Here is a 23,772-nt window from a genome sequence, read left to right as displayed (position 1 = left end):
GAGCGCGATCATGGGCGAGGCCCGCGCCGAGGCGCGTCAGGCGCGAGTAGAGGACCACCGCGCGGCCGGCACGGAGGGCGCGGCCAGGGCGACCACCGGGCCGAGCACGAAGACGGCCGGCGGGGCGACGCCCTCGCGGGCGGCGACCGCGCCGATCTCGTCCAGTCGGGCCGGCACGGACCGCTGGTCGGGGTGGCCGGCGTCCTGGATCGCGAGCACCGGGGTGTCCGGGGCGCGGCCGTGCTCGACCAGCGCAGCGGCGATCTTCGCGATGGTGTCCACCGCCATCAGCAGCACCAGCGTGCCCCGGGCCCGCCCCAGCGCCGCCCAGTCGACCAGCGAGTCGGGGTGGCCGGGCGGCAGGTGCCCGGAGACCACGGTGACGTCATGCGCCACGCCCCGGTGGGTCACCGGCACACCGGCCAGGGCCGGCCCGGCGATCGCGCTGCTCACCCCGGGCACCACGGTCACCGGTACGCCGGCGGCCTCGCAGGCCTGCACCTCCTCGTGACCGCGGCCGAAGACGTACGGGTCGCCGCCCTTGAGCCGGACGACCCGCCGACCGGCGCGGGCGTGCGACACCAGGGCGGCGTTGATCGCGTCCTGGCTCATCGAGGGGCCACGGGGCACCTTGGCGGCGTCGATGACGAGCACCTCGGGGCGCAGCCCGGCGAGCAGCCCCTGCGGGGCCAACCGGTCGACCACCACCACCTCCGCGGCGTCGAGCAGCGCCCGGCCGCGTACCGTGATCAGATCGGCGGGGCCCGGCCCGCCGCCGACCACCGCGACCGACCCGTGCCCGTGGTGGTCGTGCCCATGGTGGTGGTCGTGGTGGTGGTCGTGGTGGTGATGCCCGCCGACCGGGTCGTCGGGGTGGTCGTGCGGGCGTTGCGGGCGGCCCACCTTGTCGGCGAAGCCGGGCATCAGCACCCGGTACGCGCAGGTGTCGCAGTTCATCCGGATGTCCCCGCTGAGCGCCTCGGCGTAGCGCTCCAGCACCAGGTCGGCCAGCGCGTCGCAGTCGCCGATCAGGTCGGCCACCCGCACGTCCAGCTCGGGGTGTACGGCGGCGAACTCCGCCGCCTGCGCGGTGATCCGGTCCGGCAGCACACCGGCGAAGAGGAAGTACGGCGCGACGACGATCCGCCGCGCGCCGAGCCGACGCAGCCGGTCCAGCACCGCCGGCACCGACGGCTCCGCGAGCGAGATGAACCCGGGCTCGACGCCCGCGTAGCCGCGGCCCTCCCAGAGCAGCCGGGCCACCTTGGCGACCTCCGCGTTGGCGTCCGGGTCGGTGGAGCCCCGGCCGATCAGCGCGACCCACGTGCCGGCCCGGTCCGCGCCGGCCAGCGCCGCGTCGATCCGCTGTTCCAGGGCCTCGTGCAGCAGCGGGTGCGGCCCGAGGGGGCGACCGTAGCGGTAGCTCAGCCCCGGGTGGCGCTGCTGCTCGCGCGCCATCGCGGCGGGGATGTCGCCCTTGCCGTGCCCGGCCCCGGTGAGCACCAGCGGCAGCGCCACCAGTGCCCGGTGACCGCGCGCGACCAGCGCGCCGACCGCGTCGGTCAGCGGCGGGCGGGACAGCTCGATGAAGCCGCCCTCCACGTCGCCGAGGGTGCCGGCGCCCCGGCGGCGGACGCGCTCGACCAGCGCGGCGAACTGCTCGACGCCGGCGGCGCTGCGCGTGCCGTGCCCGACGATGACCAACCCGTTCATGGCGTCTCCTCGACGTAGAGCAGTGCGTTCAGGGCGGCGGCGGCGACCGCCGAGCCGCCCTTCTCGCCCACGTTGGACACCGCGGGCAGTCCGCTGGCCCGCAGTGCCGCCTTCGACTCGGCCGCGCCCACGAAGCCGACCGGCAGGCCGACGACCAGCGCGGGCGCGGCGTCCAGGGTGAGCAGTTCGACAAGCGCGGTCGGGGCGCAGCCGACCACCCAGACCGCGCCCGGGCCGACCCGGTCCAGCGCGATCCGCACGGCCGCCGCCGAGCGGGTGATCCCGGCCGTCCGGCCCAGCTCGGCGGCGGCCGGCTCGGCGATCGGGCAGACCAGCTCCAGGCCGGCCCGGGTGATCCCGGCGGCGACCATCGCCACGTCGATGACCACCGGCGCGCCGGCGCGCAGCGCGGCCAGCCCCGATGCCAGGGATTCCTCGTCGCAGACCAGCTCGTCGACGTATGCCAGGTCGGCGCTGGCGTGCACCACCCGCTCGGTCACCGCCCGGCGCAGCGGCGGCAGGTGGGAGAGGTCGACCCGGCCGCGCAGGATCCGGTACGACTCGGCTTCGATCGGGTGCACCGCCCGGCTCACGGCTGCTCCCCCGCGTCGACGCCGGTGGGCTGGGCGGCGCCGTAGCGACGGTCGTAGCCGCGCAGCTTCCACAGCGCGACCGCGCCCACCCAGGAGCCGACGAAGAGGCCCACCACGACGTAGCCGAGCTGCTCGAAGTGGTCGGCGACGGCCGCGTACCCGGCGAGCCCGCTCGCACCGGCGTGGTCGACCAGCAGGCCGGCCAGGTAGACGCTGGCGACCACGGCGCCGACCAGCACCGTCATCGCCGTGGTGGCCAGGTTGTAGTAGAGCCGCCGCGCCGGCTGCCGGTACGCCCACGAGTAGGCGCGGCTCATCAGCAGGCTGTCCGCGGTGTCCATGGCGGACATGCCGGCGGCGAACAGCAGGGGCAGGGTGAGCAGGGCCAGCACCGGCAGCCCGCCCGCGGCGGCGGTGCTCGCCGACAGCGCCAGCAGGGTCACCTCGCTGGCCGTCTCCAGACCGAGGCCGAAGAGGAACCCGACCGGGGCCATGTGCCAGGAGGAGCGGACCAGCGCCCGCGCCCGGCTGCCCAGCACCCGCTGCACCAGCCCCCGGTTGAGCAGGTGCAGGTCCAGCTCCCGCTCGTCGAGTTCCCCGTGGCGCAGCCGGCGCCACAACCGGGCCAGCCCGCCGAGGACCACCGCGTTGAGGGCGGCGACCAGCGCCAGGAACAGGGTCGCGGTGACGATCGCGACGGTGGCGCCCAGCTCGCGGGCCTGCTCCAGGCCGGGGCCGGTGAGGTTCGCCGAGGCCAGCCCGACGATGAGGGCGAGCAGGAGCACCACCGCGCTGTGCCCGAGGGCGAAGAAGAAGCCCACGCCCACCGGCCGCCGGCCGCGCAGCAGCATCAGCCGGGTGGTGTCGTCGATGGCGGCGATGTGGTCGGCGTCGAAGGCGTGCCGGACGCCGAGCACGTACGCGAGGGCGCCGGCGCCGGCCAGTCCACCGGCGGCCACGGGCTGGTCGCTCCAGTACAGGTACAAGCTCCAGCCGGCAACGTGGAGCACCGCGACGGCGAGCACGATGCCACCGAGGCGGGCCCGTTCGGCGCGGCTCCACCGGCCGGCCGGGGGTGCGGTGCTGACGGCGGTCGACGTCATCGGGCTCCTTTGTTTTCGTCGGGGTCGGCGACGCGGATGGCGTCGACGGGGCAGATCTCCAGGCACTCCAGGCAGCCGGTGCAGCGGTCGGCGCGGACGGTCAGTCCGCCGGCGACCGGCCGGATGGCGTGCGTGGGGCAGGTGAGCAGGCAGGCGCCGCAGCCCTGGCAGGCGCCGATGGTCACGATCGCCACCGGTACCCCCGGGGCGTGACCATCCGGCCGGCGACCAGCCGCGTGTCGCTGCTGCCGACGACCACGACGCTGTACATGTCGACCACGGCCGGGTCGAGGGTGGCGAGGGTGGCCAGATGCACCCGTTCGCCGGGTCGGCTGGCGTTGCGCACCACACCGGCCGGGGTGTCCGGTGGCCGGTGCGCGGCGAGGATGCCGAGCGCCTTGCCGAGCTGCCAGTCGCGGGCCCGGCTGCGCGGGTTGTAGAAGATCGTCACGAAGTCGCCCTGCGCGGCGGCGGTCACCCGCCGCTCGATGACCTCCCACGGGGTGTGCAGGTCGGACAGGCTCAGGTAGGCGTGATCGTGGCCGAGCGGGGCGCCGAGCAGCGCGCCGGCGGCGAGCGCGGCGGTCACCCCCGGCACGCCGACCACGTCGATCCGCTCGTCGGCGTACTCCAGTGCGGGGCTGGCCATCGCGTACACCCCGGCGTCGCCGGAGCCGACCAGCGCGACCGCGCGGCCGGCGGTGGCCTCGGCGACGGCGGCGCGGGCCCGCGCCTCCTCCGCGCCCAGTCCGCTGGAGAGCACGCGGGTGCCGGGGCGGAGCAGGTCGCGGACCTGGTCGAGGTACTGGTCGAGGCCGACCACGACGGCGGCGCGGCGCAGCTCGGCCACCGCGCGCGGGGTGCGCAGGTCGGCCGCGCCGGGGCCGAGGCCGACGACGGCCAGCCGGCCGCGCGGCGCGTGCCGCGCCACCGCCACGGTGGCCATCGCCGAGGCGGTCTTCGGCACCAGCAGCGCGGCGTCGTCCGTCCGGCCCGCCGGGCCGAGCAGCGCCGCGGCCTCCGCCACGCTCGGCGTGCCGACGGCGGCGCGGACCACCTCGCTGGGGTGCGGCACGTCGACCGCCGCCAGGTCCGTCGCCGGCCAGGTCACCAGGGGTACGCCGAGCGCGTCGGCGGTGCTCAGGATGCCCGCCTCGTCGGCCTTGACGTCGGCGCTGGCCAGGCAGCGCAGGCTGGCCGGGCTGAGGCCGGCCTCGGCCAGCACCCGGTGCAGCAGCTCGGCCACCTCCGCGGCGGGTACGCCCCGGCTGGCGCCGACGCCGGCGACCAGCGACGGGGGACGCAGCACCGCGGTCCGCCCGTCCAGTGGCACCAACCGGTCGGTGACCAGCAGCCGGTACCCGGCGTCGGCCACCTCGTCGGCTGCGGTGGTCTCCGGGTGGACGTTCGGCGGCAGCGCGGGCAGCGGCCAGTCGGCGTCGGTGATCAGCCGGACCGGTTCGCCGTCCAGGATGGCCCGGGACACCGCGGCGACCGCGCCCTGCACCGGCCAGCCGAGGGTGTCAAGCCCGGGCAGGCCGACCGCGTCGGTGGCGGTGGTGACCACCGGCCGGGCGTCGAGCAGCGCGCCGACCCGCTCGGCGAGGTCGTTGCCGCCTCCGGCGTGCCCGCCGAGCAGCGCCACCGCGTGCCGGGCCGCCTCGTCCACGACCACCACGGCCGGGTCGGTGCGCTTGTCGCCGAGCAGCGGGGCGAGGATCCGCACGACCGCGCCGGTAGCCAGGAAGGCGACCACCGCGTCGCACCGCGTCCAGGCCGTACGCAGCGCGTCGGCGACGCTCTCCCCCTCGACCAGCCGGGCGTGTGGCCAGGCGGCGGCGACGGTGTGCGCGTGCCTCCGGCCGGCGGCGGTGGCCGCCACGAGGCCGATCCGGGTGGGTGTACTCGGGTCGTTCACGGGCGCTCCCCGGTGAGGACGACCACCGGGTTGGTGGCCGCGAGACGGATCGACCCGCCGGGCAGGTCGGCGAGGCGGGCGGCGGAGAGCTGGCTGCCCTCGACGGTGTAGCCGGCGGCGCGCAGCAGGCCGACGGCCGGCGCGACCCGGTCCAGGGCGGCGAGGGTGAGCACCACCCGTTCGGGCCGGCGGGCCGTCCCGGCGGCGAGGACGTCGACCCCGCCGCCGCCGACGAAGATCGCGTCCGGCGAGGGCAGGCCGGCCAGCGCCGCCGGGGCCCGCCCGGCGACCACGCGGACGTCGACGGCGTGCGCGGCGGCGTTGGCCCGGATCGTCTCGGCGGCCCCGGCGTCCTGCTCGACGGCGAGCACGGCCGCGCCGAGCAGCGCGCACTCGATGCCGACCGAGCCGCTGCCGGCGCCGATGTCCCAGACCAGCCGGCCGAGCCGGGGGCGCAGCCGGGCGATGACGAGGGCGCGCACCTCCGACTTGGTGATCATCGAGTCGCGGTGGGCGTACCGGGCTTCCGGCAGCGCCCACCCGCCGGCCGGCGCGGCGGCGGGCTGGTTGTCCGACCGCATCCCACCGGCGGGGTGCGCCCGGTCGGAGGCGTCGGGCTCGGCGTCGGCGGGCCCCGCGTCGTCCCGGTCGGGCGCGGCGATGCTGAGCAGCACGTGCGGGTCGGACCAGGTGCCGGCGGCGGCCTGCTCCGGCGTCACCTCGCGGACCCGTTCGGCGTCGGTGCCGAGGTGCTCGGCGACCAGCAGGCGGCGGGACCAGCCGGCCAGCCCGGCGCCCAGCTCGGCGGCGCCGGCGCCCGGTGCGGTGAGCACCGCGACCAACGGCAGCGCCCGGCAGGCGTTGAGCGCCGGGCGCGGGTCGCGGCCGTGCGCGGTGACCACGGCGGCACCGTCCCAGGGCAGTCCGGCGCGGGCGAACGCGGCGGCCACACTGGACACGGCGGGTACCACCCGCAGCGGCAGTCCGGCGGCGCGCAGCCGCCGGACGATGCCGAACAGGCCGGGGTCGCCGCTGGCCAGCACCACGGCCGGCACACCGTCGGCGACGGCGGCGGCCAGCCGGTGCACGGCGGGAGCGAGCGGGCCGAGGGCGACGGTGGCCGCGCCGGGCGGTACGGGCACCACGGCCAGGTGCCGGGCGGCCCCGACCACCAGCCCGGCGGCGGCCAGCACCGGCGCGAGGGCGGGGTGCGGCGGCGCGCCGGCCGCGTCCAGCCCGACCACGGTCACCGGGGTCATCGGGGCCACCGACCCGAGGAGGCGACCACCCGCACGCCGGCGAAGTCGACCATCGCCACGTCCACGGTGACCGCCTGCTCGGCGAAGCGCAGCAGCACCTGGCGGACCCGCTGGCAGAGCAGGTCGCCGGCCGACGCGAGCAGCCCGGCGGCCTCCCACAGCTCGTACGCGTGCCGGCCGGTGTTCGCCTCGGTCACGGCGGCGACCAGCCCGGGGTCGCCGCCGGCCTCGGCGGTCACCGCGCCGAGCAGGGAGAGGTCCACCTTGGAGCGGGTGTAGTGGGTCATGAGCACCCCGGCGGCGAGTTTGGCCAGCTTGCCGGCCATGCCGACGAAGACCACCCCGGTCATCGCGTCACCCACGGCGGCGGTGACCGCGGCGCCGGTGAAGTCGCCGACCTCGACGAAGCACACCTCGGGCAGTTCGGGCAGCAGCGCGCGGGCGGCGCGTTCGGTGCGCCCGCCGGTGCAGAGCACCACGGTCCGCTCCCCCTGGGCGGCCATCACGTGCACGGCCTGCACCACGCTGGCCCGCCAGGAGGCGGTGGAGAAGGGCCGGACGATCCCGGTGGTGCCGAGGATCGAGATGCCGCCGAGGATGCCGAGCCGCCGGTTGGTGGTCTTGCGGGCCATGATCTCGCCTCGGGGCACGCTGATCACCACCTGGACGCCGACCTCGGTGAGGTCGACCACCTCGGCCACCGCCTCGCTGATCATGCGGCGTGGGGTGTCGTTGATCGCCGGGCCGCCGACCGCGAGCCCCAGGCCCGGTTTGGTGACCGTGCCGACGCCGGGACCGCCGGCCAGGCGCAGCCCGGGAACGTCGGTCCAGTCCACGGTGGCGGTCAGTTCGGCGCCGTGGGTGACGTCCGGGTCGTCGCCCGCGTCCTTGACCACCACCGCCTCCGCGCGGGCCGGCGGGGTGCCGGTCAGCTCGCAGCGGGCCACCGGGAAGCGCACGCGCCGCCCCGCGGGCAGGCCGATCTCGACCTCCGGCTGGGTCGCGCCGGTGACCAGCGCGGTGACGGCGGCCTTGGCCGCCGCCGTCGCGCAGGCGCCGGTGGTCCAGCCGGTCCGCAGCGCCGTGGGCCGGACCTTCGCGGTACGCGGCAGGTCCGGCTCGCGCAGCGGCGGTTCGGGGTACGTCACGACGTGGCGCCCGGTGTCGCCGGCTCGCCGCCGTCCTGGGCCGCCCGGCCGTCGCCGGCCCGGCGGCGCAGCTCGGCGCGGGCCGCCGGCTCGGCCCGGCGGAAGGTGTGGAAGTGCCCGGGGTGGTACAGGTGTGAGCGGGTGCCGTGGGCGGCCAGCGCAGGCCCGACCAGGAAGAGGGTGTGCTTCCACAGCCGGTGCTGCTTGACGGTCGCCTCCAGGGTGCCGACCGTGCAGCGCACCACCAGCTCGTCCGGCCAGGTCGCCTGGTACGCCACCACGGCCGGGGTGTCGGCCGGGTAGCCGCCGGCCAGCAACTCGGCCTGCACCTGGCCGGAGCGGGCGGCGGAGAGGAACAGCGCCATGGTGGTGCCGTGCCGGGCGAAGTCACGGACCCGCTCCCCGGGCGGCATCGGGGTCTTGCCGCCTTCGAGGCGGGTGAGGATCACCGACTGCGCGACCTCGGGGACGGTCAGCTCCCGTCCGACGATCGCCGCGACGGCGGTGAACGACGAGACCCCGGGGACGATCTCGACGGCCAGGCCGAGCGCCCGGCACAGGTCCAGCTGCTCCTGCACCGCACCCCACAGCGCCGGGTCTCCGGAGTGGATCCGGGCCACGGTCAGCCCCCGGTCGGCGGCCCGCCGGTAGAGCGGGAGCACGCCCTCGATGGGCAGCTGCGAGGAGTCGACGATCTCCGCGCCGGCCCGGGCGTGGGCGAGCACGTCGGCGTGCACCAGGCTGGCCGCCCAGATCACGATGTCGGCCTCGGCGATGACCCGGGCGGCCCGCAGGGTCAGCAGGTCCGCCGCCCCGGGGCCGGCGCCGACGAACCACACTTTGCCGTCGCTGGTCACAGCTTTCCTCCTCGGTGCTCGCGGCGGGCCGGGACCAGCAGCGTCGACAGGTACGGCAGGTCGTGCGTGGAGTCGTCGACCGGGCCGATGCGCTCCCCGGGCAGGCCCAGGCTCCGGCCGAGGACGGCGTCGGCGAGCCGGCCCTGTCGGCGCAGCTCGGCGAGCAGTTCCGGGTGCCGCCGCCAGCCCTTGTAGGCGACCACCGTCCCCGGCCCGGCCAGGGCGTGGGCGAAGAGCGCCAGCCCGGCGGTGGCCGGCAGCAGGGTCAGCGGTTCGCGTCCCTCGCAGAGCGGGGTGCCGCTACGCGCGGCGAGTTCCTGCATGGCGGTGATGCCGGGCACGGTGGCCACGTGCACCGCCGGGCGCAGCGCCCGGACGCTCTGCGCCAGGTAGCCGAAGGTGGAGTAGACGTTCGGGTCGCCGATGGTGGCGAAGGCCAGCGACCGGGCGCCCGAGTCGATCGCCTCGATGACGACCCGCGCGGCGGCGTCCCAGGCGGCGGCCCGCCGGGCGGTCACCCCGCCCCGGTCGTCCAGGGCGAAGGGCAGGCGGCGCAACCGGTCGGCCGCGACGTGCGCCCGCACGGTCCGCTCGGCGCGTCCGGCGTCCGCGCCCGCGGCCGGCTCGGCCCGGTCCGCCATCACGGGTACGAAGACCAGGTCGGCCTCGCCCAGCACCCGGACGGCCTTGACGGTGAGCAGTTCCGGGTCGCCCGGTCCGACGCCCACCCCGGTGAGCGTGGCGTCCACCGCCCGGGCGCTCATCGGCACGCCTCGACCAGGCGGCGGGCGGCGCCGGGGTGGCCGGCCCAGTGGGTGTGCAGGTAGGAGGCGTGCACTCCGCCGGCGACGAAGCCGTGCTCCGCGCCGTCCCAGCGCCACGCCGGTCGGTCGCCGTGGCCCGGGTCGGTGGTGGTGCGGTGGAACTCGTGCCCGCGTACCGGCTCGCCGGCCCGGGCCACCGGGGAGTCGGTGACGGCCACCGCCTCCCGGTAGCCGAGGGTGAGCCGGCCGGTCATCCGGGCGGTCAGGTCCAGCCGGCCGCACATCGGCGCGCCGTCCAGGGACCGCCCGAGGTAGAGCAGCCCGGCGCACTCGGCCACGATCGGCCCGGCGAAGTCGGCCAGCTCGGCGCGGAGCGCGGCGTTGGCGGCCAGTGCCTCCGCGTACGCCTCGGGGAAGCCGCCGCCGATCACCACCGCGCGGGTGCCGGCGGGCAGTGCCGGATCACGCAGCGGGTCGACGGTGACCACGTCCGCGCCGGCCGCGGCGAGCAGCTCGGCGGTCTCCGCGTACGAGAAGGTGAAGGCCGGACCGCCGGCGAGCGCGACCAGGGGTCGCTCCGCGCCGGCCGGACCACCGACGGCCGTGACCGGATCCCAGGCGGGCACGGTCAGCGGCGGGGCGGTCCGGGCCAGGTCGAGCACGGCGTCCAGGTCCACCGTGGACTCGACCAGCTCGGCGAGGGCCGTGACGATCGCGAGGGACTCGGGTGCCCGCTCGGCGACCGGGACCAGCCCCAGGTGCCGGGCCGGCGCGGCCACCTCGGCGGCCCGGGTTACCGCCCCGAGCACCGGTACGCCCACCTCGGCCAGCGCGTCGCGCAGCAGCGTCTCGTGCCGGGGCGAGCCGACCCGGTTGAGGATGACCCCGCCGATCCGTACCGCCGGGTCGAACGCGGCCATGCCCAGCGTCAGCGCGGCGGCCGAGCGGCCCTGCGCGGTGGTGTCCAGCACCAGCAGGACGGGCGCCTCGATCAGCCGGGCGACGTGGGCGGTGGAGGCGTACCCGCGGCGGCCGACCGCGCCGTCGTGCAGGCCCATCACGCCCTCCACCACGGCGATGTCGGCGGGCGTCGGGACGCTCGCGCCGTGCCGCAGCAGCGGGGCGATCCGCTCCGCGCCGACGAGGAACGGGTCGAGGTTGCGGCCGGGCCGGCCGGCGGCGAGAGCGTGGTAGCCGGGGTCGATGTAGTCCGGCCCGACCTTGTGCGGGCTGACCGTCAGGCCCCGGCGGCGCAGCGCGGCGAGCAGCCCGGTGGCGACGGTGGTCTTGCCGTGGCCGCTGGCCGGCGCGGCGACCACCACCCGGGGCAGCGCCCACGGCTCGGCGCTCACCACTCGATGCCCTTCTGGCCCTTCTGGCCGGCGTCCATCGGGTGCTTGACCTTGGTCAGCTCGGCCACCAGGTCGGCGGCGGCGACCAGCCGCGGGTCGGCGTCGCGCCCGGTGATGACCACGTGCTGGAAGCCGGGACGGTCGGCCAGGGTGGCCACGACCTCGTCGACGTCCACCCAGCCCCACTTCATCGGGTAGGTGAACTCGTCCAGCACGTACAGCCCGTAGCGCTCGGCGGCCAGGTCACGCTGGATCTGCCGCCAGCCCTCCAGGGCATCGGCGGCGTGGTCGGCGTCGCCGCCGCGCTGGATCCAGGACCAGCCCTCACCCATCTTGTGCCACGCCACCGGCGCGCCCTGCCCGGTGCGCTCGTGCACCTCGCCGAGGGCGCGGAAGGCGTTCTCCTCCCCCACCCGCCACTTGGCGCTCTTCACGAACTGGAACACCCCGACCGGCAGGCCGGCGGTCCACGCCCGCAGCGCCAGCCCGAAGGCGGCGGTCGACTTCCCCTTCATCTGTCCGGTGTGGACCATCAGCAGCGGCCGGTGCCGTCGCTGGCGAGTGGTCAACCCGTCGGCGGGCACCGTGCTCGGCTTCCCCTGCGGCATCAGGCGACGCTCCTGTCTGGCGAGGTGGTGGCCGCGGTACGGCGGGGCAGCGCGGCGGTGGTCATCTGGTCCAGGGGGTGGTGGGGGGCGTCGAGCTGGGTCGCCAGGCGGCGGGCCAGGTGCAGGCGGACGGGGCCGGTCTCGCAGTCGACGACGACGCAGGGTGCGCCGGCGGCGGCGAGCACCGCCGCCGCTCCGGCCGCCCGGTCGAGCGGACGCGTGCCGGCGGTGGCGCGGCCGTCGGTGACGACGAGGACCAGCGGACGCCGCTTCGGGTCGCGCAGGCGCTCCACCCGCAGCAGGTCGGCGGCGGCGAGCAGCCCCTCGGCCAGCGGCGTACGCCCACCGGTGGGCAGCTCGGCCAGCCGGGTCGAGGCGGCCAGCACGGACGAGGTGGCCGGCAGCAGCGTCCGCGCGCCGGCGCCCCGGAAGGCGACCACCGCGACCTTGTCCCGGCGCTGGTACGCGTCGGTGAGCAGGGCCAGCACGGCGTCCTTGACGGCGGTCATCCGCTGCCGGGCGCCCATCGAGCCGCTCGCGTCCACCACGAACAGCACCAGGTTGCCCTCACGCCCCTCCCGGACGGCCTCCCGCACGTCGTCCGGGCGCAGCCGCAGCGGGCCGGTGACCCGACCCCGCGCCGCCTGCTGCGGTGCCGCGGCGCGGACCGTGGCCGGCAGGTGCAGCGCGCCTACCCGACCCGCCGGCACCCGCGCCCCGGTGGTGCGGCCCCGCCCGGTGCGGGCCCGCGAGCGCCGGCCGGGCACCCCGTCACCCACGCCGGGCGCGGTGAGCAGCCGCGCCGTCAACCCACCCCGGGGTACGGCCATCGGCTGACCGTCTCCGCCGCTGCCCCGGCCACTGGCCGGATCGTCCCCGCCACCGGCCGCGCCGTCGCGTCCGTCGGTGCGGCCGCCACGGGTACCGGCTCCCTGACCGTGCTCGCCCGAACCGTCGTCGTTCATCGCACGCTGCGGCCACTCGCCGTCGGCGGGGCCGTCCGGCCCGCTGCCCGGATACGTGGCCGGAGTGGGTTCGCCCTGGTCGGGTTCCTCGCAGCCGCTGCCGTCGGGGCCACGTCCGTCCGGCCCGCCGGCGCCGGCCGGGCCACCGCCCGGCCAACCGCTGTCCGGTGGACCGCCGCCGTCCGGGCCACGGTCGGTGGGGCCGCCGTCGTCCGGGTCGTCGGGGTGCGCGTCCTGGGCTTCCCGCAACGCCTCGTCGAGGCGCTTGGAGTCCAGGCCCGGGGTGTCGAACGGGTCGCGGCGGCGGCGGTGCGGCAGGGCCAGCCGGGCGGCCACCCGGACGTCGTCGATGGTGACCCGGTCCCGGCCCTCCCAGGCGGCGTGCGCCAGCGCGGTACGGGCGGTGACGATGTCGGCCCGCATCCCGTCCACGTCGAACGCGGCGCACACCTCGGCGATCTGGCGCAGCGCGGCGTCGGGCAGCCGTACCCCCGCAAGTCGGCGGCGGGCGGCGGCCACCTGGGCGGCGATCTCGGCGTCGGCGTCGGCCCAGCGGGCGGCGAAGCCGGCCGGATCGGCGTCGGCGGCGAGCCGGCGGCGCACCACCTCGACCCGGACGCCCGGGTCGCGGCTCGCGCCGACCTCGACGGTGAGCCCGAACCGGTCGAGCAGCTGCGGGCGCAGCTCCCCCTCCTCCGGGTTCATGGTGCCGACCAGCAGGAACCGGGCGGCGTGGCTGACCGAGACGCCCTCCCGCTCGACGTGGCTGCGGCCCATCGCCGCCGCGTCCAGCAGCAGGTCGACCAGGTGGTCGTGCAGCAGGTTGACCTCGTCGACGTAGAGCACGCCCCGGTGCGCGGCGGCGAGCAGGCCCGGCTCGAAGGCGCGTACGCCCTCGCCGAGGGCCTTCTCCAGGTCCAGCGAGCCGACCACCCGGTCCTCGGCGGCGCCGACCGGCAGCTCCACCAGCCGGGCCGGGCCGGTCTCGGCGGCGGCGCCGGCCGGGTGCGGGCCGTCCGGGCAGGCCGGGTCGGGTTCGGCCGGGTCACAGCCGAAGCGGCAGCCGGCGACCCGGCGCACCGGAGGCAGCAGCGCGGCGAGAGCACGCACGGCGGTGGACTTGGCGGTGCCCTTCTCACCGCGGACCAGCACCCCGCCGATCGCCGGAGAGACCGCGTTGAGCAGCAGCGCCAGCCGCATGTCGGTCATGCCGAGCACGGCGGAGAACGGGTAGGTGGTCATGCGCGCTCCTCCAGGTCACCCTCGCTGGCCAGGTACGTGTCGCGGAGCCGGTCGAGGGTGGCCGGCTCGGGTTTGGCCCACAGCCCCCGGTCGGCGGCCTCCAGAAGCCGCTCGGTGATGCCACGCAACGCCCACGGGTTGGACCGCTCCAGGAACTCTCGGGTGGTCTCGTCGAAGAGGTACGCGGCGGCCAGATGCTCGTACATCCAGTCGTCGACGACACCGGCGGTGGCGTCGTAACCGAACAGGTAGTCCACGGTGGCGGCCAGCTCGAAGGCGCCCTTGTAGCCGTGCCGGCGCATCGCCGCGATCCACTTCGGATTGACCACGCGGGCCCGGAACACCCGCCGGGTCTCCTCGCCCAGCGTGCGGGTCCGCACGTCGTGCGGCATCGCCGAGTCGCCCACGTACGCCTGCGGCGACGCGCCGGTGAGGTGGCGGACCATCGCCACCATGCCGCCGTGGTACTGGAAGTAGTCGTCGGAGTCGACGATGTCGTGCTCGCGGGTGTCCTGGTTCTTCACCGCCACCGCGATCCGGGCGAAGGAGCGTTCCATGTCGGCGCGCGCCTCCCGGCCGTCCAGGCCACGGCCGTAGGCGTAGCCGCCCCAGACGGCGTACACCTCGGCCAGGTCGGCGTCGCTGCGCCACGTCCGGGCGTCGATCAGCGGCAGCAGCCCGGCGCCGTACGCCCCCGGCTTCGAGCCGAAGATCCGGGCGGTGGCCCGCCGTTCGTCGCCATGTACGGCGAGGTCGGCGGTGACGTGCGCCCGGACGTGGTTCTCCTCGTCCGGCTCGTCGAGGGCGGCGACCCGCCGGACGGCGTCGTCGAGCAGCGCCACCACGTGCGGGAACGCATCGCGGAAGAAGCCGGAGATGCGCACGGTGACGTCGACGCGGGGCCGGCCCAGCTCGGCCGTCGGCACCACCTCGATGCCGGTGACCCGCCGAGACCGGTCGTCCCAGACCGGCCGGCAGCCCAGCAGGGCGAGCACCTCGGCGATGTCGTCGCCCTGGGTGCGCATGGCGCTGGTGCCCCACACGGTCAGCCCGACCGAGCGGGGATACCCGCCGGTGTCGGCGAGGTGCCGGGCCAGCAGCGAGTCGGCGAGGGCGACCCCGACGTCCCAGGCGTTGCGGCTGGGGATGGCCTTGGGGTCGACGGAGTAGAAGTTGCGGCCGGTGGGCAGCACGTTGACCAGACCCCGGGTGGGTGAGCCGGACGGGCCGGGCGGCACGAACCGGCCGTCGAGCGCGCCGAGGGTGTTGGTCAGCTCGTCGGTGGTCCGGTCCAGCCGGGGCACCAGCTCGGTGGCGGCGAAGCGCAGCACGGCGGCGACGTCCGGGATCGGCCGGCCGGTCACCTCGCCGACCACCGTGTCGGCGGCATCGGCGTCCCAGCCGAGGGTCTCCATCCCGACCACCAGCCGGCGGGCGAGGGCCTCGATCAGGTCGACGGCGTCGGCGGCGGTGCCGGCCGGCCCGTCCACCACGTCGGTCAACGCCGCGGGCAGGGCCAGGCGCTGTCCCGGCGAGGCGAGCAGTTCCTGCTCGTCGAGCCCGTACGCGGCGGCGAGGGCCTGCCGCAGGCCGGGCAGGGCCTGGGCGCCACCCCAGATCTGCGGGGCACGCAGCACCGCGAGGACCAGGTTGACCCGGGGCTCGCCGGTCGGCACGGCGGCGAGGATGTGCAGCCCGTCGCGGATCTGCACGTCCTTGACCTCGCAGAGGTACCCGTCGAGGTGCAGCACGAAGTCGTCGAAGTCGTCGGCGGCCGGCATCGCGTCGGCGTGCAGGTCGTGGTACAGCTCGGCGGCGCGCACCAGGTCCCAGATCTGCGCCCGCACGGTGGGCACCTTGGCCGGGTCGAGGGCCTGCACGGTGGCGTACTCGTCGAGCAGTTGCTCCAGCTTGGCCAGGTCGCCGTAGGTCTCGGCGCGGGCCATCGGCGGCACCAGGTGGTCGATCACGACGGCGTGCGCCCGCCGCTTGGCCTGGGTGCCCTCGCCGGGGTCGTTGACGATGAACGGGTAGACCAGCGGCAGGTCGCCGAGGACCGCGTCCGGGGCGCAGTCGGCGGCGAGGCCGAGGCCCTTGCCGGGCAGCCATTCCAGGGTGCCGTGCTTGCCCAGGTGCACCACGGCGTCGGCGCCGAACCCACCGTCGGCGACCGGCGCGGCGAGCCAGCGGTACGCGGCCAGGTAGTGGTGGCTCGGCGGCAGGTCCGGGTCGTGGTAGATGGCGATCGGGTTCTCCCCGAAGCCGCGCGGCGGCTGGATCAGCAGCACCACGTTGCCGAAGCGCAGCCCGGCGAGCACGATGTCCCCGCCGTCGGTGTACAGCTCGCCGGGCGGCTCACCCCAGTGTGTGTGCATCCGTTGGCGCAACGCTGCGGGCACCTGCTCGAACCAGCGCCGGTACGTCTCGCCGGGCACCCGGGCCTCGGCGGCGGCGAGCTGCTCCGGGGTGAGCCACTCCACGTCGTGACCGCCGGCGGCGATCAGGGCGTGGATCAGGGCGTCGCCGTCGTCGGGCAGCGGGCCGTCGCCGAGGTGGTAGCCGGCGTCGGCGAGCGCGGCGAGCAGCCGGACCGCCGAGACCGGGGTGTCCAATCCGACGGCGTTGCCGACCCGGGAGTGCTTGGTGGGGTACGAGCTGAGCACCACGGCGACCCGCTTGTCGGCGTTGGGCACGTGCCGCAGCCGGGCGTGGCGCACCGCGATGCCGGCCACCCGGGCGGCCCGGTCGGCGTCGGCGGCGTAGACGGAGAGTCCATCGGCGTCGATCCGCTTGAACGAGAACGGCACGGTGACGATCCGGCCGTCGAACTCGGGAATCGCCACCTGCATGGCGGCGTCCAACGGGGACAGTCCGGCGTCGCTGCCGGCCCACTGCTCGCGGGTGCTGGTCAGGCAGAGCGCCTGGATGATCGGCACGTCCAGGGCGGCCAGCACACCGACGTCCCAGGCGTCCTCGTCGCCGCCTCCGGAGGCGTCCGCGGCGACCGCCCCGCCGGCCGCGAGCACGGTGACCAGCAGGGCGTCGCAGCGCGCGAAGAGCCCGAGCGGGCCGGCGCCGGCGGTCAGTCCGCGCAGCGAGCCGCAGAAGATCGGCAGCGGGTTGCCGCCGGCCGCCCGCACCGCGTCGGCGAGGACGTCGACGAAGCCGGTGTTGCCGGCCAGGGCGTGCGCCCGGTAGAAGACGATCCCCACCGTGGGCCGGCCCGGCTCGGCCGGGTGGTCGCCGTGCACGCCGTACGCCGGGGTGGGCGCGGGCGGGGCGAAACCCTCGCCGGTCAGCAGCACCGTGTCGGAGAGGAACCGGGCGAGCTGCCCCAGGTTCTCCGGGCCACCCTCCACCAGGTACGCGAGCGCCTGGGTGGCCACCCCGGACGGCACGGTGGAGACGGCCATCAGCTCGGCGTCGGGCACCGCCTCGCCGCCGAGGACCACCGTCGGCAGGCCGCTGGCGAGCACCCGGGCGAGGCCGTCCGGCCACGCCTGCCGGCCGCCGAGCAGGCGTACGACGACGAGGTCCACCCCGTCGAGCAGGGCGGGCACCTCGTCGGCGGCGACCCGCGCCGGATTGGCCAGGCGGTAGTCGGCGCCGCTGGCGCGGGCGGCCAGCAGGTCGGTGTCGGCGGTGGAGAGCAGCAGGATGCGCACGGAAGGCTCCGGAGAGTGACGTCCCGGCCGCCACGGGGGCGACCTGGACGTGAGCGGGTGGGTGCGGCGTCAGCGGGTGCGACGGGCCGGCGAGGTCACCGACGCGGGCCGGTCAGCGCGGTCACACGCAGGTCAGGGGTGCCGGTGGCCGGCGGCGCGGGGCAGGCCGGCACGAGGAGAGCCGGGTGCGGCGGAGCGTCCGCCGTGCGGGTAACGACGATGATCGTCGATGAAAGAGACGCCGTGCGTCATCGGGTCCTCCTCGGGTGTCCACGCCCTGGGGTACATCCCGACGGCCGAAGTATCCTGGCTTCCGGATCGACGCTCTCCCCCGGCCTTCCAACCGCAGACACACGGCCGTGACTCACGAGGGGGGATCGCTCCCCGGTGACAGTGGCGGGACCGCGTCGGAATCACACCGACTTCCTTCACTGCCGTCAGGCCGCGAATGCTGCCACACCTTTCCGTCGCCGGTCAACGCCACCCGAATCCCAGCCCGATGCCGACACGCGGTCGATGCAGGTCGATGGAATGACCCCGACGGGGCCGGCCGGACAGCCCCGCTGGTCTATGCCCGCGTCCTTTGCTCTGCTTCACCCCACGCAACGAAAATCCGCCCGCACTGTTGCGTGCGTTGAAGCAGAGCAAAGGATGGCGGTGGGCCTGGACTCCCTGGTAGGGCGGCGGATCATTGCCGCTCGCCCTGGATCCGCCGGCGACGGGCGCCAGCGGCCACGATCGATCCGGGGGGCTCGACCGCCATCATCACCGCTGGGCTCGCCGGGCGGTCCGGCTCTGACCGGGCGGTCCCGATCCGGACGCGGTCGAGGCCGACTCGCGGTGGTCGCCGGCGAGCGCGGCAGTGTGATGATCAACGGGTGGCTGAGCCCTGCGCGCGGCCGAGATCCGCCCCGCGCCGCCGCCGTGGCGACGGAGCCGCGCGGTCCACGGCGAGCGACGCCGCGACCTCAGCGGGCGTGGCGTTCCGGGTGCGCCCGGCTCCAGATGCGCATCCGTTCCGGGTAGCCGGTGCGCGCCGCCTCGTACAGCGGCACGGCGTGCTTGCGGGCGATGGCGCCCGCCGCGCGCGGGGTGCCGGTCCGGCGACGGATCCACTCGCCGTCGTGGGCGATCGCCACCACCGTGGTGTCGGTGGCGGTGGTCTCCGGCTCCAGGTAGAACTCCACCCCCCGCCGGCTGGCGATGAACGCCTCGAGCGCGGCGAGGTCGTCCCGGGTCGCCTCCCGGTCCAGCTTCGTCGGGGTCGCCTCGGCGCCCCGGGCCCGCCGACTGAACCAGCCCATGACCAACTCCTCTCCTCTCGACGCCACTCCAGTGCACCACCGATTCCTGGCAATACGCTGCACCCCGGGTGGGAGTGAGCTGACCGAGCCGCGGGTGGAACCCGCAGCGCGTGAGCGGTGTCATGAGTGTGATCCAACCGGAGGTCCCCCTGGACGACGACATGCTCGTCACCCGCGCTCGGGCAGGTGACCTGGAGGCGTACGACCTCCTGGTCGCCCGGCACACCGCGTCCGCGTACCGGACGGCGGTGCTGCTCGGTGCGGGCTCGGACTCCGAGGACGTCCTCCAGGAGGCCTTCGTGAAGGGGTACCGCAAGCTCTCCCGCTACCGGGGAGAGTCCTCCTTCCGCTCCTGGCTGCTGGCGATCGTCGCCAACGAGACCCGCAACCTGCACCGGTCGCGCACCCGCCGCGACGGCCTCGTCCTGCGGGCCGCGGCGGCGAACCCCACGTCGGAGATCACCGGGGACGACGCGGTCGGCGCGGTCCTCGCCGGGGAGCGCCGCGCCGCGCTCGTGGAGGCCCTGCGCCAACTCCCGGTACGCGACCGTGAGGTGATCGTCTGCCGGTTCTTCCTCGATCTCAGCGAGGAGGAGACGGTGGCGACGTTGGGCTGGCCCCGGGGCACGGTGAAGTCGCGGACGTCCCGGGCTTTGGCGAAGCTGCGCGGCATGCTCGACCTCGAGGAGGTCCGCCGTGGATGACCTCGAACGGGAGCTGCGCGACCTCTCGGCCTGGCTGGAGGCACCCGACGCGCCGGACGTGACCGCGCGCGTACGCGCTCGGCTCGCCACGCCCGCGCCCCGGCGGCGCCGGTGGCGCGCCTGTGCCGCCGCGGCGCTCGTCGCCCTGCTCGTGGCGGTGCTGCCGCCGGGGCGGGGAGCCCTGGCCGACGCCGTCGCGGAGCTGCTGCGCTTCGCCGGGGTCACCGTTGCCACGTCACCCGACCCGGTGCTGCCCAGCGGCACCCCGTCGCCGTTGCCCGCGCAGCGGACCGCCACCCTGGAGGAGGCACAACGGGCGGTGCGGTTCCCGATCCGTGTACCGGCGAAGCTGGGCCCGCCGGAGCAGGTGCTGGTCGCCGATCCCGACGACCGGGGCGCCCATCGGGTGGCGACGCTGCTCTACCGCGGGGGCGCGCTGCGCGTCGACGCCTTCGACGGTCGTCTCGACCTGGCCTTCCACAAGCAGACCATCCGGCCGGGAGCGGAGTGGGTCCAGGTCGACGGCGACTTCGCCGTCTGGGTCGGCGGCCCGCACGTACTCGCCTACGTGGACCGGACCGGCGAGGTTCGCAGGGAGGCGGCCCGGCTCGCCGCCTCGACGCTGATCTGGCAGAAGGCCGCCGTGAGCTACCGGCTCGAGGGCGACCTCACCAAGGCCGAGGCGATCGAGATCGCCGAGTCGCTGAACTAGTCCGGAACCCGGCGCAGCCGTGCGGTGTCTTGATGGTGCGACGCACGATTCGGCCGGAAGGGGCGGCGAAATGGGTTCATGGAGCAGGGTGATGGTGGGGTCGGTGCTCCTGCTGACGGCGTGCACGATCACCGGCCCGTCGGCCGCGCCGGTCGACGCTGCGACAAGCAGGGCCGCCGCGACCGGTTGCGACTCGCGGATCGAGACGGGGTCCCTGCCCGACTGGGCGGACGCCGGGTTCAGCGGTGACGCCCGGGCCCCGCACGTCTTCGGCGCGAAGGGCGACATCGTGGCGGTGCTGTTCGCCAACCCGCTCGCGCACGTCAGACAGGACGGGTCGAACAACAAGATCCTGTGGGTCTCCCGCCCCGCCTCGACGTCGTCCGCCACGGCACTGCCGGACGCCCTGGCGATCACCGCGACGCTGGACGGCACCGACACCACGGTGACCCGGGAGGTCGCCGGCGGGCCGGGCCCGTCGATCATCGACATGCCGCAAGCGGGTTGCTGGCACCTGGAACTCCGCTGGGCGGGGCACACCGACACGATTGACCTGGTCTACGCCGACCGGCTGCCCTAGAGGATCCGTGGCCGCCTAGGCTGCGCGGCGTGCCCGAGGAGGTGCGGGAGGCTGCGGCCCGCAACAACGCCGAATGGTGCGACGCCGTCTGCGGCAGCCACGGGCTGACCGGCCGGACCGACGCCGACGCCTGGTCGGTTCCCCGCCGCTCCCCACCCTGGTACCCGGACGCCATCACGCTGCGCCCCGGCGTCGGCCCCGACGCGCTGCTGGCCCGGATCGACGCCGGGCCCGGCGCCTCGGTGAAGGACAGCTTCGCCGACGTCGATCTGTCCCGGTACGGCTTCCGGGTGCTCTTCGAGGCGCAGTGGATCCACCGGCCACCGCTCGATCCCCCGGCCGGCGCTCCGCTGACCCCGGTCACCACCCCGGCGGAACTCGCCGGCTGGGCGGCGACGCACGGTGGCGGGCCGTTGTTCCGGCCGGCACTGCTGGCCGACCCTCGGGTACGGATACTGGCCCGCCACGACGACCGGGGCGCGATGGTCGGCGGCGCGGTGGTCAGCGGCGACAGCGGATACGGAGTCTCCAACCTGTTCGCCCACACAGTGGACCCCCGCGAGATCTGGCACGGGGTGCTCGCCACCGTGCCCCGGGTACCAATGGTCGGCTACGAATCCGGACCGGACCTGGCCCCCGCCCTGGCAGCGGGCTTCACCCAACAGGGCCCCCTCCGCATCTGGCTCCACCCCTGACTCCGGCCCCCAACCCCGGTGATCATGAAGTTAGCGGCGCGACACGCCGGCATCGAGGACGCTAACTTCATGATCAACGGAAGGCAGCGGGCGGGGCGGGGCGGGGCGCGCGGCGCGGTCGGCCGCGCACTCGGTACCGCTCAGCGGCTTCCTGGTTTAGTTTTTCCATACTGGCGCAACCGGTTCGGCGGCACGTGGCGGGCGCAGCACCGGCACCAACGCCAGCGTCGGCACCAGCAGCAGCGGCACCACCAGCAGCGCGTCCAGGGTGCCCACCCGGTCGCCGAGCAGGCCCAGCAGCGGCGGCCCGCCCAGGAACGCGGTGTAGCCGATCACCGCGACCACGCTGACCCGGACGGGCGCGTGGGCCTCCTCGTCGGCCGCCGCGCTCATCCCGACCGGGAAGCCCAGCGACGCGCCCAGCCCCCAGAGCGCGACGCCGACGATGGCGACCGGTCCCGAGCCGGCCAGTACGGCGAGGAGCGCGCCGAACGCGGCGAGCAGGACGGTGCCGGTGAGCACCGGCACCCGGCCCCACCGGTCCAGGGCGATGGTGCCCGCGGTGCGGCCCAGGGTCATGCCGACGACGAAGACGCCGAAGACCGCCGCGCCGGCCGCCTCGCTCAGGTCGCGCCCGTCCACGAACGCGACCGCCAGCCAGTCGTTGGCGCTGCCCTCGGTGAACGCCGCCACCAGCACGAAGAGCCCGATCAGCAGGGTGCGCGGCTCCCGCCAGGCGGCGAGCTGTGCCCGGCGGCGGCCGGCCGGGGTGGCGTCCGCCGGTCGGTCCGTCGGGTCGACGGCCGGTCGGGGCAGGAACGATCGGGCGCCGAGCACCGTGCCGGTCAGCACCACCGCCGCCACCACGGCGAGGTGCGTGCCGACGGGCAGGTCGAGCCGCGCCGCCCCGGCGCCGAGTGCCGCGCCGGCCACCGAGCCGAGGCTCCAGGCCGCGTGGAAGCGGGGCATGATGGTGCGCCCCAGCCGCCGCTCCACCGCTGCGGCTTCGACGTTCATCGCCACGTCACAGGCGCCGGAGCCGTAGCCGAAGGCCACCAGACCCACCGCGACGACGGCGAACGAGCCGGCCACCGTGGCGCCCAGCCCGGCCACGGTGACGCCGACCGCGACCAGCACGGTGGCCAGCGTCACGGTGCGGGCCGCGCCGAAACGCTGGGCGAGCAGGCCCGAGGTGGGCATGGCGAGCAGCGCGCCGACGCTCATCGCGAGCAGCAGCAGCCCGAGCCGGCCGGCGGAGAGGTCCAACGCCTCGCGGACGGCCGGCACCCGGGAGAACCAGCTGCCGACCGCCAGCCCGTTGAGGGTGAAGACGACGGCGACGCCGTTGCGGGCGCTCAGCACGGCCCGTGCGGGTGCCGGGGCGGTGGTCGGAGGGGCGGGCGGGCTGGTGGCGGCGCTCACGAAGGTGGTTCCTCTTTCTCGGTGGTGAACTCCTGGGACGATCGCACACCTGAGAGCGCTTCCACCACAACCGGGCCTGCCGCCCTTACCGCCGGTGGGCTGGCCGGGGCATGATGCCGGCAGGCGTCCGTCCACCCGGACGGATCGCCCGGGGGGAGGGGACGATGACGGCAGCGGCACACCGGCCGGCAACGCTGGAGGACGTCGCGCGGGCCGCCGGGGTGTCCCGGTCCACGGCGTCGCGGGTGATCGCGCGGACCGGTTTCGCCTCGCCGGCCGCCCGGGAGCGGGTCGCCGCAGCGGTCGACCGGCTCGGCTACGTGCCCAACCCGGCCGCCCGGGCACTGGTGCGCGGCGGCGGCGTACGGCTGGTGGTGGCGGTCGCCGGGCCGAGCGCGGCGGTGCTGGACGATCCGTACGTGCACCGGGTGGTCGGCGCGGCGGCCCGGGTCTGCGCGCCGGCCGCCATCGGGGTGGCGTTGCACTGGCTGCCGCTGGGCGAGCCGCGCAGCCTGGAACAGCTCGCCGGGGACGGCAGCGTGTGCGGGGTGGTGCTGGTGAACACCACCGAGGATCTGCTGGACGCCGTGCCGCGGTCGCTGCGTGGCCGGGTCGCCTCGATCGGCATCGGCTCGGCCGCCGTCCCGTCGTTCGACGTCGACAACGGCGCCGGCGCCGACGAGGTGCTGCGCCACCTGTACGCCACGGGTCGCCGGCGGATCGCCATGGTGACCGGCCCCCGCTGGCTGCCCTGCTCGCAACGCCCGGTGCAGGCGTACCGCCGGCTGATGCGTCAGGCGGGGATGCCGGAGCGCGTGCTGCCCGGGGACTTCACCGCGGCCCGCGGCCGGACGGCGGCCGGCGAGGCGCTGCGGCGCTGGCCGGACATCGACGCGATCTACGCGATCAGCGACGAGACCGCCCTCGGGGTGATCGCCGCGCTGCGCGACGGCGGTGTGCGGGTGCCCGGCGACGTGGCCGTGGCCGGCTTCGACGACATCCCGCTGGCCGCCATGACCGCCCCGGCGCTGACCACCGCGAGTCACCCGGTGGGCCGGATCGCCGTCGCCGCGGCCACCGCCGTGCTGGACCGGCGCCTGACCGCTCCGGTGACCCTCTTCCCGTCCGCCCTGGTGGCCCGCGACAGCGCCTGACCCGGTTGAGGTGC

The 23,772-nt window shown here is 76.1% G+C and carries 19 protein-coding genes, 1 pseudogene and 1 riboswitch; of the genes and pseudogenes, 5 read left to right on the top strand and 15 right to left on the bottom strand.

All coding sequences use genetic code 11. The features are described from left to right. Nucleotides 1-36: 36 nt before the first annotated feature. The 14 genes and pseudogenes from cobA to AB0K07_RS14725 form a co-directional block, all read right to left on the bottom strand. Nucleotides 37-1,713, bottom strand: a complete 1,677-nt coding sequence (gene cobA, locus AB0K07_RS14790) for a uroporphyrinogen-III C-methyltransferase (protein WP_363755209.1) — start codon at nt 1,711-1,713, stop codon at nt 37-39. Further along, nucleotides 1,710-2,306, bottom strand: a complete 597-nt coding sequence (locus tag AB0K07_RS14785; RefSeq protein WP_363755207.1) for a precorrin-8X methylmutase — start codon at nt 2,304-2,306, stop codon at nt 1,710-1,712. The genes cobA and AB0K07_RS14785 overlap by 4 nt, the downstream gene beginning before the upstream one ends. Continuing rightward, complete coding sequence (locus AB0K07_RS14780; protein ID WP_363755205.1) at nt 2,303-3,409, bottom strand: HoxN/HupN/NixA family nickel/cobalt transporter; 1,107 nt, start codon at nt 3,407-3,409, stop codon at nt 2,303-2,305. Before AB0K07_RS14780 ends, AB0K07_RS14785 begins: the two co-directional genes overlap by 4 nt. Beyond that, on the bottom strand, nt 3,406-3,603 hold the full coding sequence (locus tag AB0K07_RS14775) for a 4Fe-4S binding protein (protein ID WP_363755203.1): 198 nt from the start codon (nt 3,601-3,603) through the stop codon (nt 3,406-3,408). Before AB0K07_RS14775 ends, AB0K07_RS14780 begins: the two co-directional genes overlap by 4 nt. Beyond that, nucleotides 3,591-5,327, bottom strand: coding sequence for a precorrin-3B C(17)-methyltransferase (gene cobJ, locus AB0K07_RS14770; RefSeq protein WP_363755201.1), 1,737 nt, complete (start codon nt 5,325-5,327; stop codon nt 3,591-3,593). The genes AB0K07_RS14775 and cobJ overlap by 13 nt, the downstream gene beginning before the upstream one ends. Further along, nucleotides 5,324-6,583: pseudogene (gene cbiE / locus AB0K07_RS14765) on the bottom strand (precorrin-6y C5,15-methyltransferase (decarboxylating) subunit CbiE); the annotation flags it as partial. The gene cobJ and the pseudogene cbiE, both read right to left, overlap by 4 nt. Then, entirely contained in the window at nt 6,583-7,734 is a 1,152-nt protein-coding gene (locus AB0K07_RS14760; RefSeq protein WP_363755199.1) for a cobalt-precorrin-5B (C(1))-methyltransferase, read from the bottom strand. The gene AB0K07_RS14760 and the pseudogene cbiE, both read right to left, overlap by 1 nt. Beyond that, nucleotides 7,731-8,591 (bottom strand): precorrin-4 C(11)-methyltransferase, encoded by an 861-nt coding sequence (gene cobM / locus AB0K07_RS14755; RefSeq protein WP_363755198.1) that lies wholly within the window; start codon nt 8,589-8,591, stop codon nt 7,731-7,733. Before cobM ends, AB0K07_RS14760 begins: the two co-directional genes overlap by 4 nt. Further along, nucleotides 8,588-9,340, bottom strand: a complete 753-nt coding sequence (cobI, locus tag AB0K07_RS14750) for a precorrin-2 C(20)-methyltransferase (protein ID WP_363755596.1) — start codon at nt 9,338-9,340, stop codon at nt 8,588-8,590. Before cobI ends, cobM begins: the two co-directional genes overlap by 4 nt. A gap of 11 nt (nt 9,341-9,351) precedes the next feature. Further along, nucleotides 9,352-10,707, bottom strand: coding sequence for a cobyrinate a,c-diamide synthase (locus tag AB0K07_RS14745; protein WP_363755196.1), 1,356 nt, complete (start codon nt 10,705-10,707; stop codon nt 9,352-9,354). Continuing rightward, entirely contained in the window at nt 10,704-11,315 is a 612-nt protein-coding gene (gene cobO, locus AB0K07_RS14740) for a cob(I)yrinic acid a,c-diamide adenosyltransferase (RefSeq protein WP_363755194.1), read from the bottom strand. Before cobO ends, AB0K07_RS14745 begins: the two co-directional genes overlap by 4 nt. Beyond that, complete coding sequence (locus AB0K07_RS14735; RefSeq protein WP_363755192.1) at nt 11,315-13,522, bottom strand: VWA domain-containing protein; 2,208 nt, start codon at nt 13,520-13,522, stop codon at nt 11,315-11,317. Before AB0K07_RS14735 ends, cobO begins: the two co-directional genes overlap by 1 nt. After that, nucleotides 13,519-17,187 (bottom strand): cobaltochelatase subunit CobN, encoded by a 3,669-nt coding sequence (cobN, locus tag AB0K07_RS14730; RefSeq protein WP_363755190.1) that lies wholly within the window; start codon nt 17,185-17,187, stop codon nt 13,519-13,521. The genes AB0K07_RS14735 and cobN overlap by 4 nt, the downstream gene beginning before the upstream one ends. A gap of 299 nt (nt 17,188-17,486) precedes the next feature. Further along, nucleotides 17,487-17,616: riboswitch (cobalamin riboswitch) on the bottom strand. A gap of 539 nt (nt 17,617-18,155) precedes the next feature. Beyond that, a complete protein-coding gene (locus AB0K07_RS14725) occupies nt 18,156-18,491 on the bottom strand; it encodes a hypothetical protein (protein WP_363755188.1) in 336 nt (111 codons plus the stop codon). A 122-nt stretch (nt 18,492-18,613) separates the two neighbouring features. Here AB0K07_RS14725 and AB0K07_RS14720 point away from each other — a divergent pair, with 122 nt between their 5' ends. From AB0K07_RS14720 to AB0K07_RS14705, 4 genes are all read left to right on the top strand, one after another. After that, nucleotides 18,614-19,195 carry an RNA polymerase sigma factor gene (locus AB0K07_RS14720; RefSeq protein ID WP_363755186.1) on the top strand — a complete coding sequence of 194 codons (582 nt, stop codon included), beginning with the start codon at nt 18,614-18,616 and terminating at the stop codon, nt 19,193-19,195. After that, the gene (locus AB0K07_RS14715; protein ID WP_363755184.1) at nt 19,188-19,907 is read left to right on the top strand and encodes a hypothetical protein; all 720 of its coding nucleotides are present in this window, start codon (nt 19,188-19,190) and stop codon (nt 19,905-19,907) included. Before AB0K07_RS14720 ends, AB0K07_RS14715 begins: the two co-directional genes overlap by 8 nt. 103 nt (nt 19,908-20,010) lie before the next feature. Next, entirely contained in the window at nt 20,011-20,487 is a 477-nt protein-coding gene (locus AB0K07_RS14710) for a hypothetical protein (protein ID WP_363755182.1), read from the top strand. Nucleotides 20,488-20,516: 29 nt separating this feature from the next. Further along, on the top strand, nt 20,517-21,182 hold the full coding sequence (locus AB0K07_RS14705) for a hypothetical protein (protein ID WP_363755180.1): 666 nt from the start codon (nt 20,517-20,519) through the stop codon (nt 21,180-21,182). A 156-nt stretch (nt 21,183-21,338) separates the two neighbouring features. Here the strand turns inward: AB0K07_RS14705 and AB0K07_RS14700 are convergent, their stop codons facing one another. Further along, the gene (locus AB0K07_RS14700; protein WP_363755178.1) at nt 21,339-22,604 is read right to left on the bottom strand and encodes an MFS transporter; all 1,266 of its coding nucleotides are present in this window, start codon (nt 22,602-22,604) and stop codon (nt 21,339-21,341) included. 164 nt (nt 22,605-22,768) lie between these two features. On the opposite strand from AB0K07_RS14700, the gene AB0K07_RS14695 reads away from it, so the two are divergent. Beyond that, nucleotides 22,769-23,758, top strand: coding sequence for a LacI family DNA-binding transcriptional regulator (locus AB0K07_RS14695; protein ID WP_363755176.1), 990 nt, complete (start codon nt 22,769-22,771; stop codon nt 23,756-23,758). Nucleotides 23,759-23,772: the final 14 nt, after the last annotated feature.

Origin of the sequence: Micromonospora sp. NPDC049301, assembly GCF_040678715.1 — a bacterium.
Lineage (GTDB): Bacteria > Actinomycetota > Actinomycetes > Mycobacteriales > Micromonosporaceae > Micromonospora.
The sequence above is the reverse complement of the archived record's forward strand: the minus strand, read 5'-3'. Positions and strand labels throughout refer to the sequence as shown.

What these genes read in the sequence shown, in the direction of transcription:
- cobA (WP_363755209.1), bottom strand. Translation starts at nt 1,713, where the DNA reads ATGAACGGGTTGGTCATCGTCGGGCACGGCACGCGCAGCGCCGCCGGC.
- AB0K07_RS14780 (WP_363755205.1), bottom strand. Translation starts at nt 3,409, where the DNA reads ATGACGTCGACCGCCGTCAGCACCGCACCCCCGGCCGGCCGGTGGAGC.
- cobO (WP_363755194.1), bottom strand. Translation starts at nt 11,315, where the DNA reads ATGCCGCAGGGGAAGCCGAGCACGGTGCCCGCCGACGGGTTGACCACT.
- AB0K07_RS14735 (WP_363755192.1), bottom strand. Translation starts at nt 13,522, where the DNA reads ATGACCACCTACCCGTTCTCCGCCGTGCTCGGCATGACCGACATGCGG.
- AB0K07_RS14725 (WP_363755188.1), bottom strand. Translation starts at nt 18,491, where the DNA reads ATGGGCTGGTTCAGTCGGCGGGCCCGGGGCGCCGAGGCGACCCCGACG.
- AB0K07_RS14720 (WP_363755186.1), top strand. Translation starts at nt 18,614, where the DNA reads ATGAGTGTGATCCAACCGGAGGTCCCCCTGGACGACGACATGCTCGTC.
- AB0K07_RS14695 (WP_363755176.1), top strand. Translation starts at nt 22,769, where the DNA reads ATGACGGCAGCGGCACACCGGCCGGCAACGCTGGAGGACGTCGCGCGG.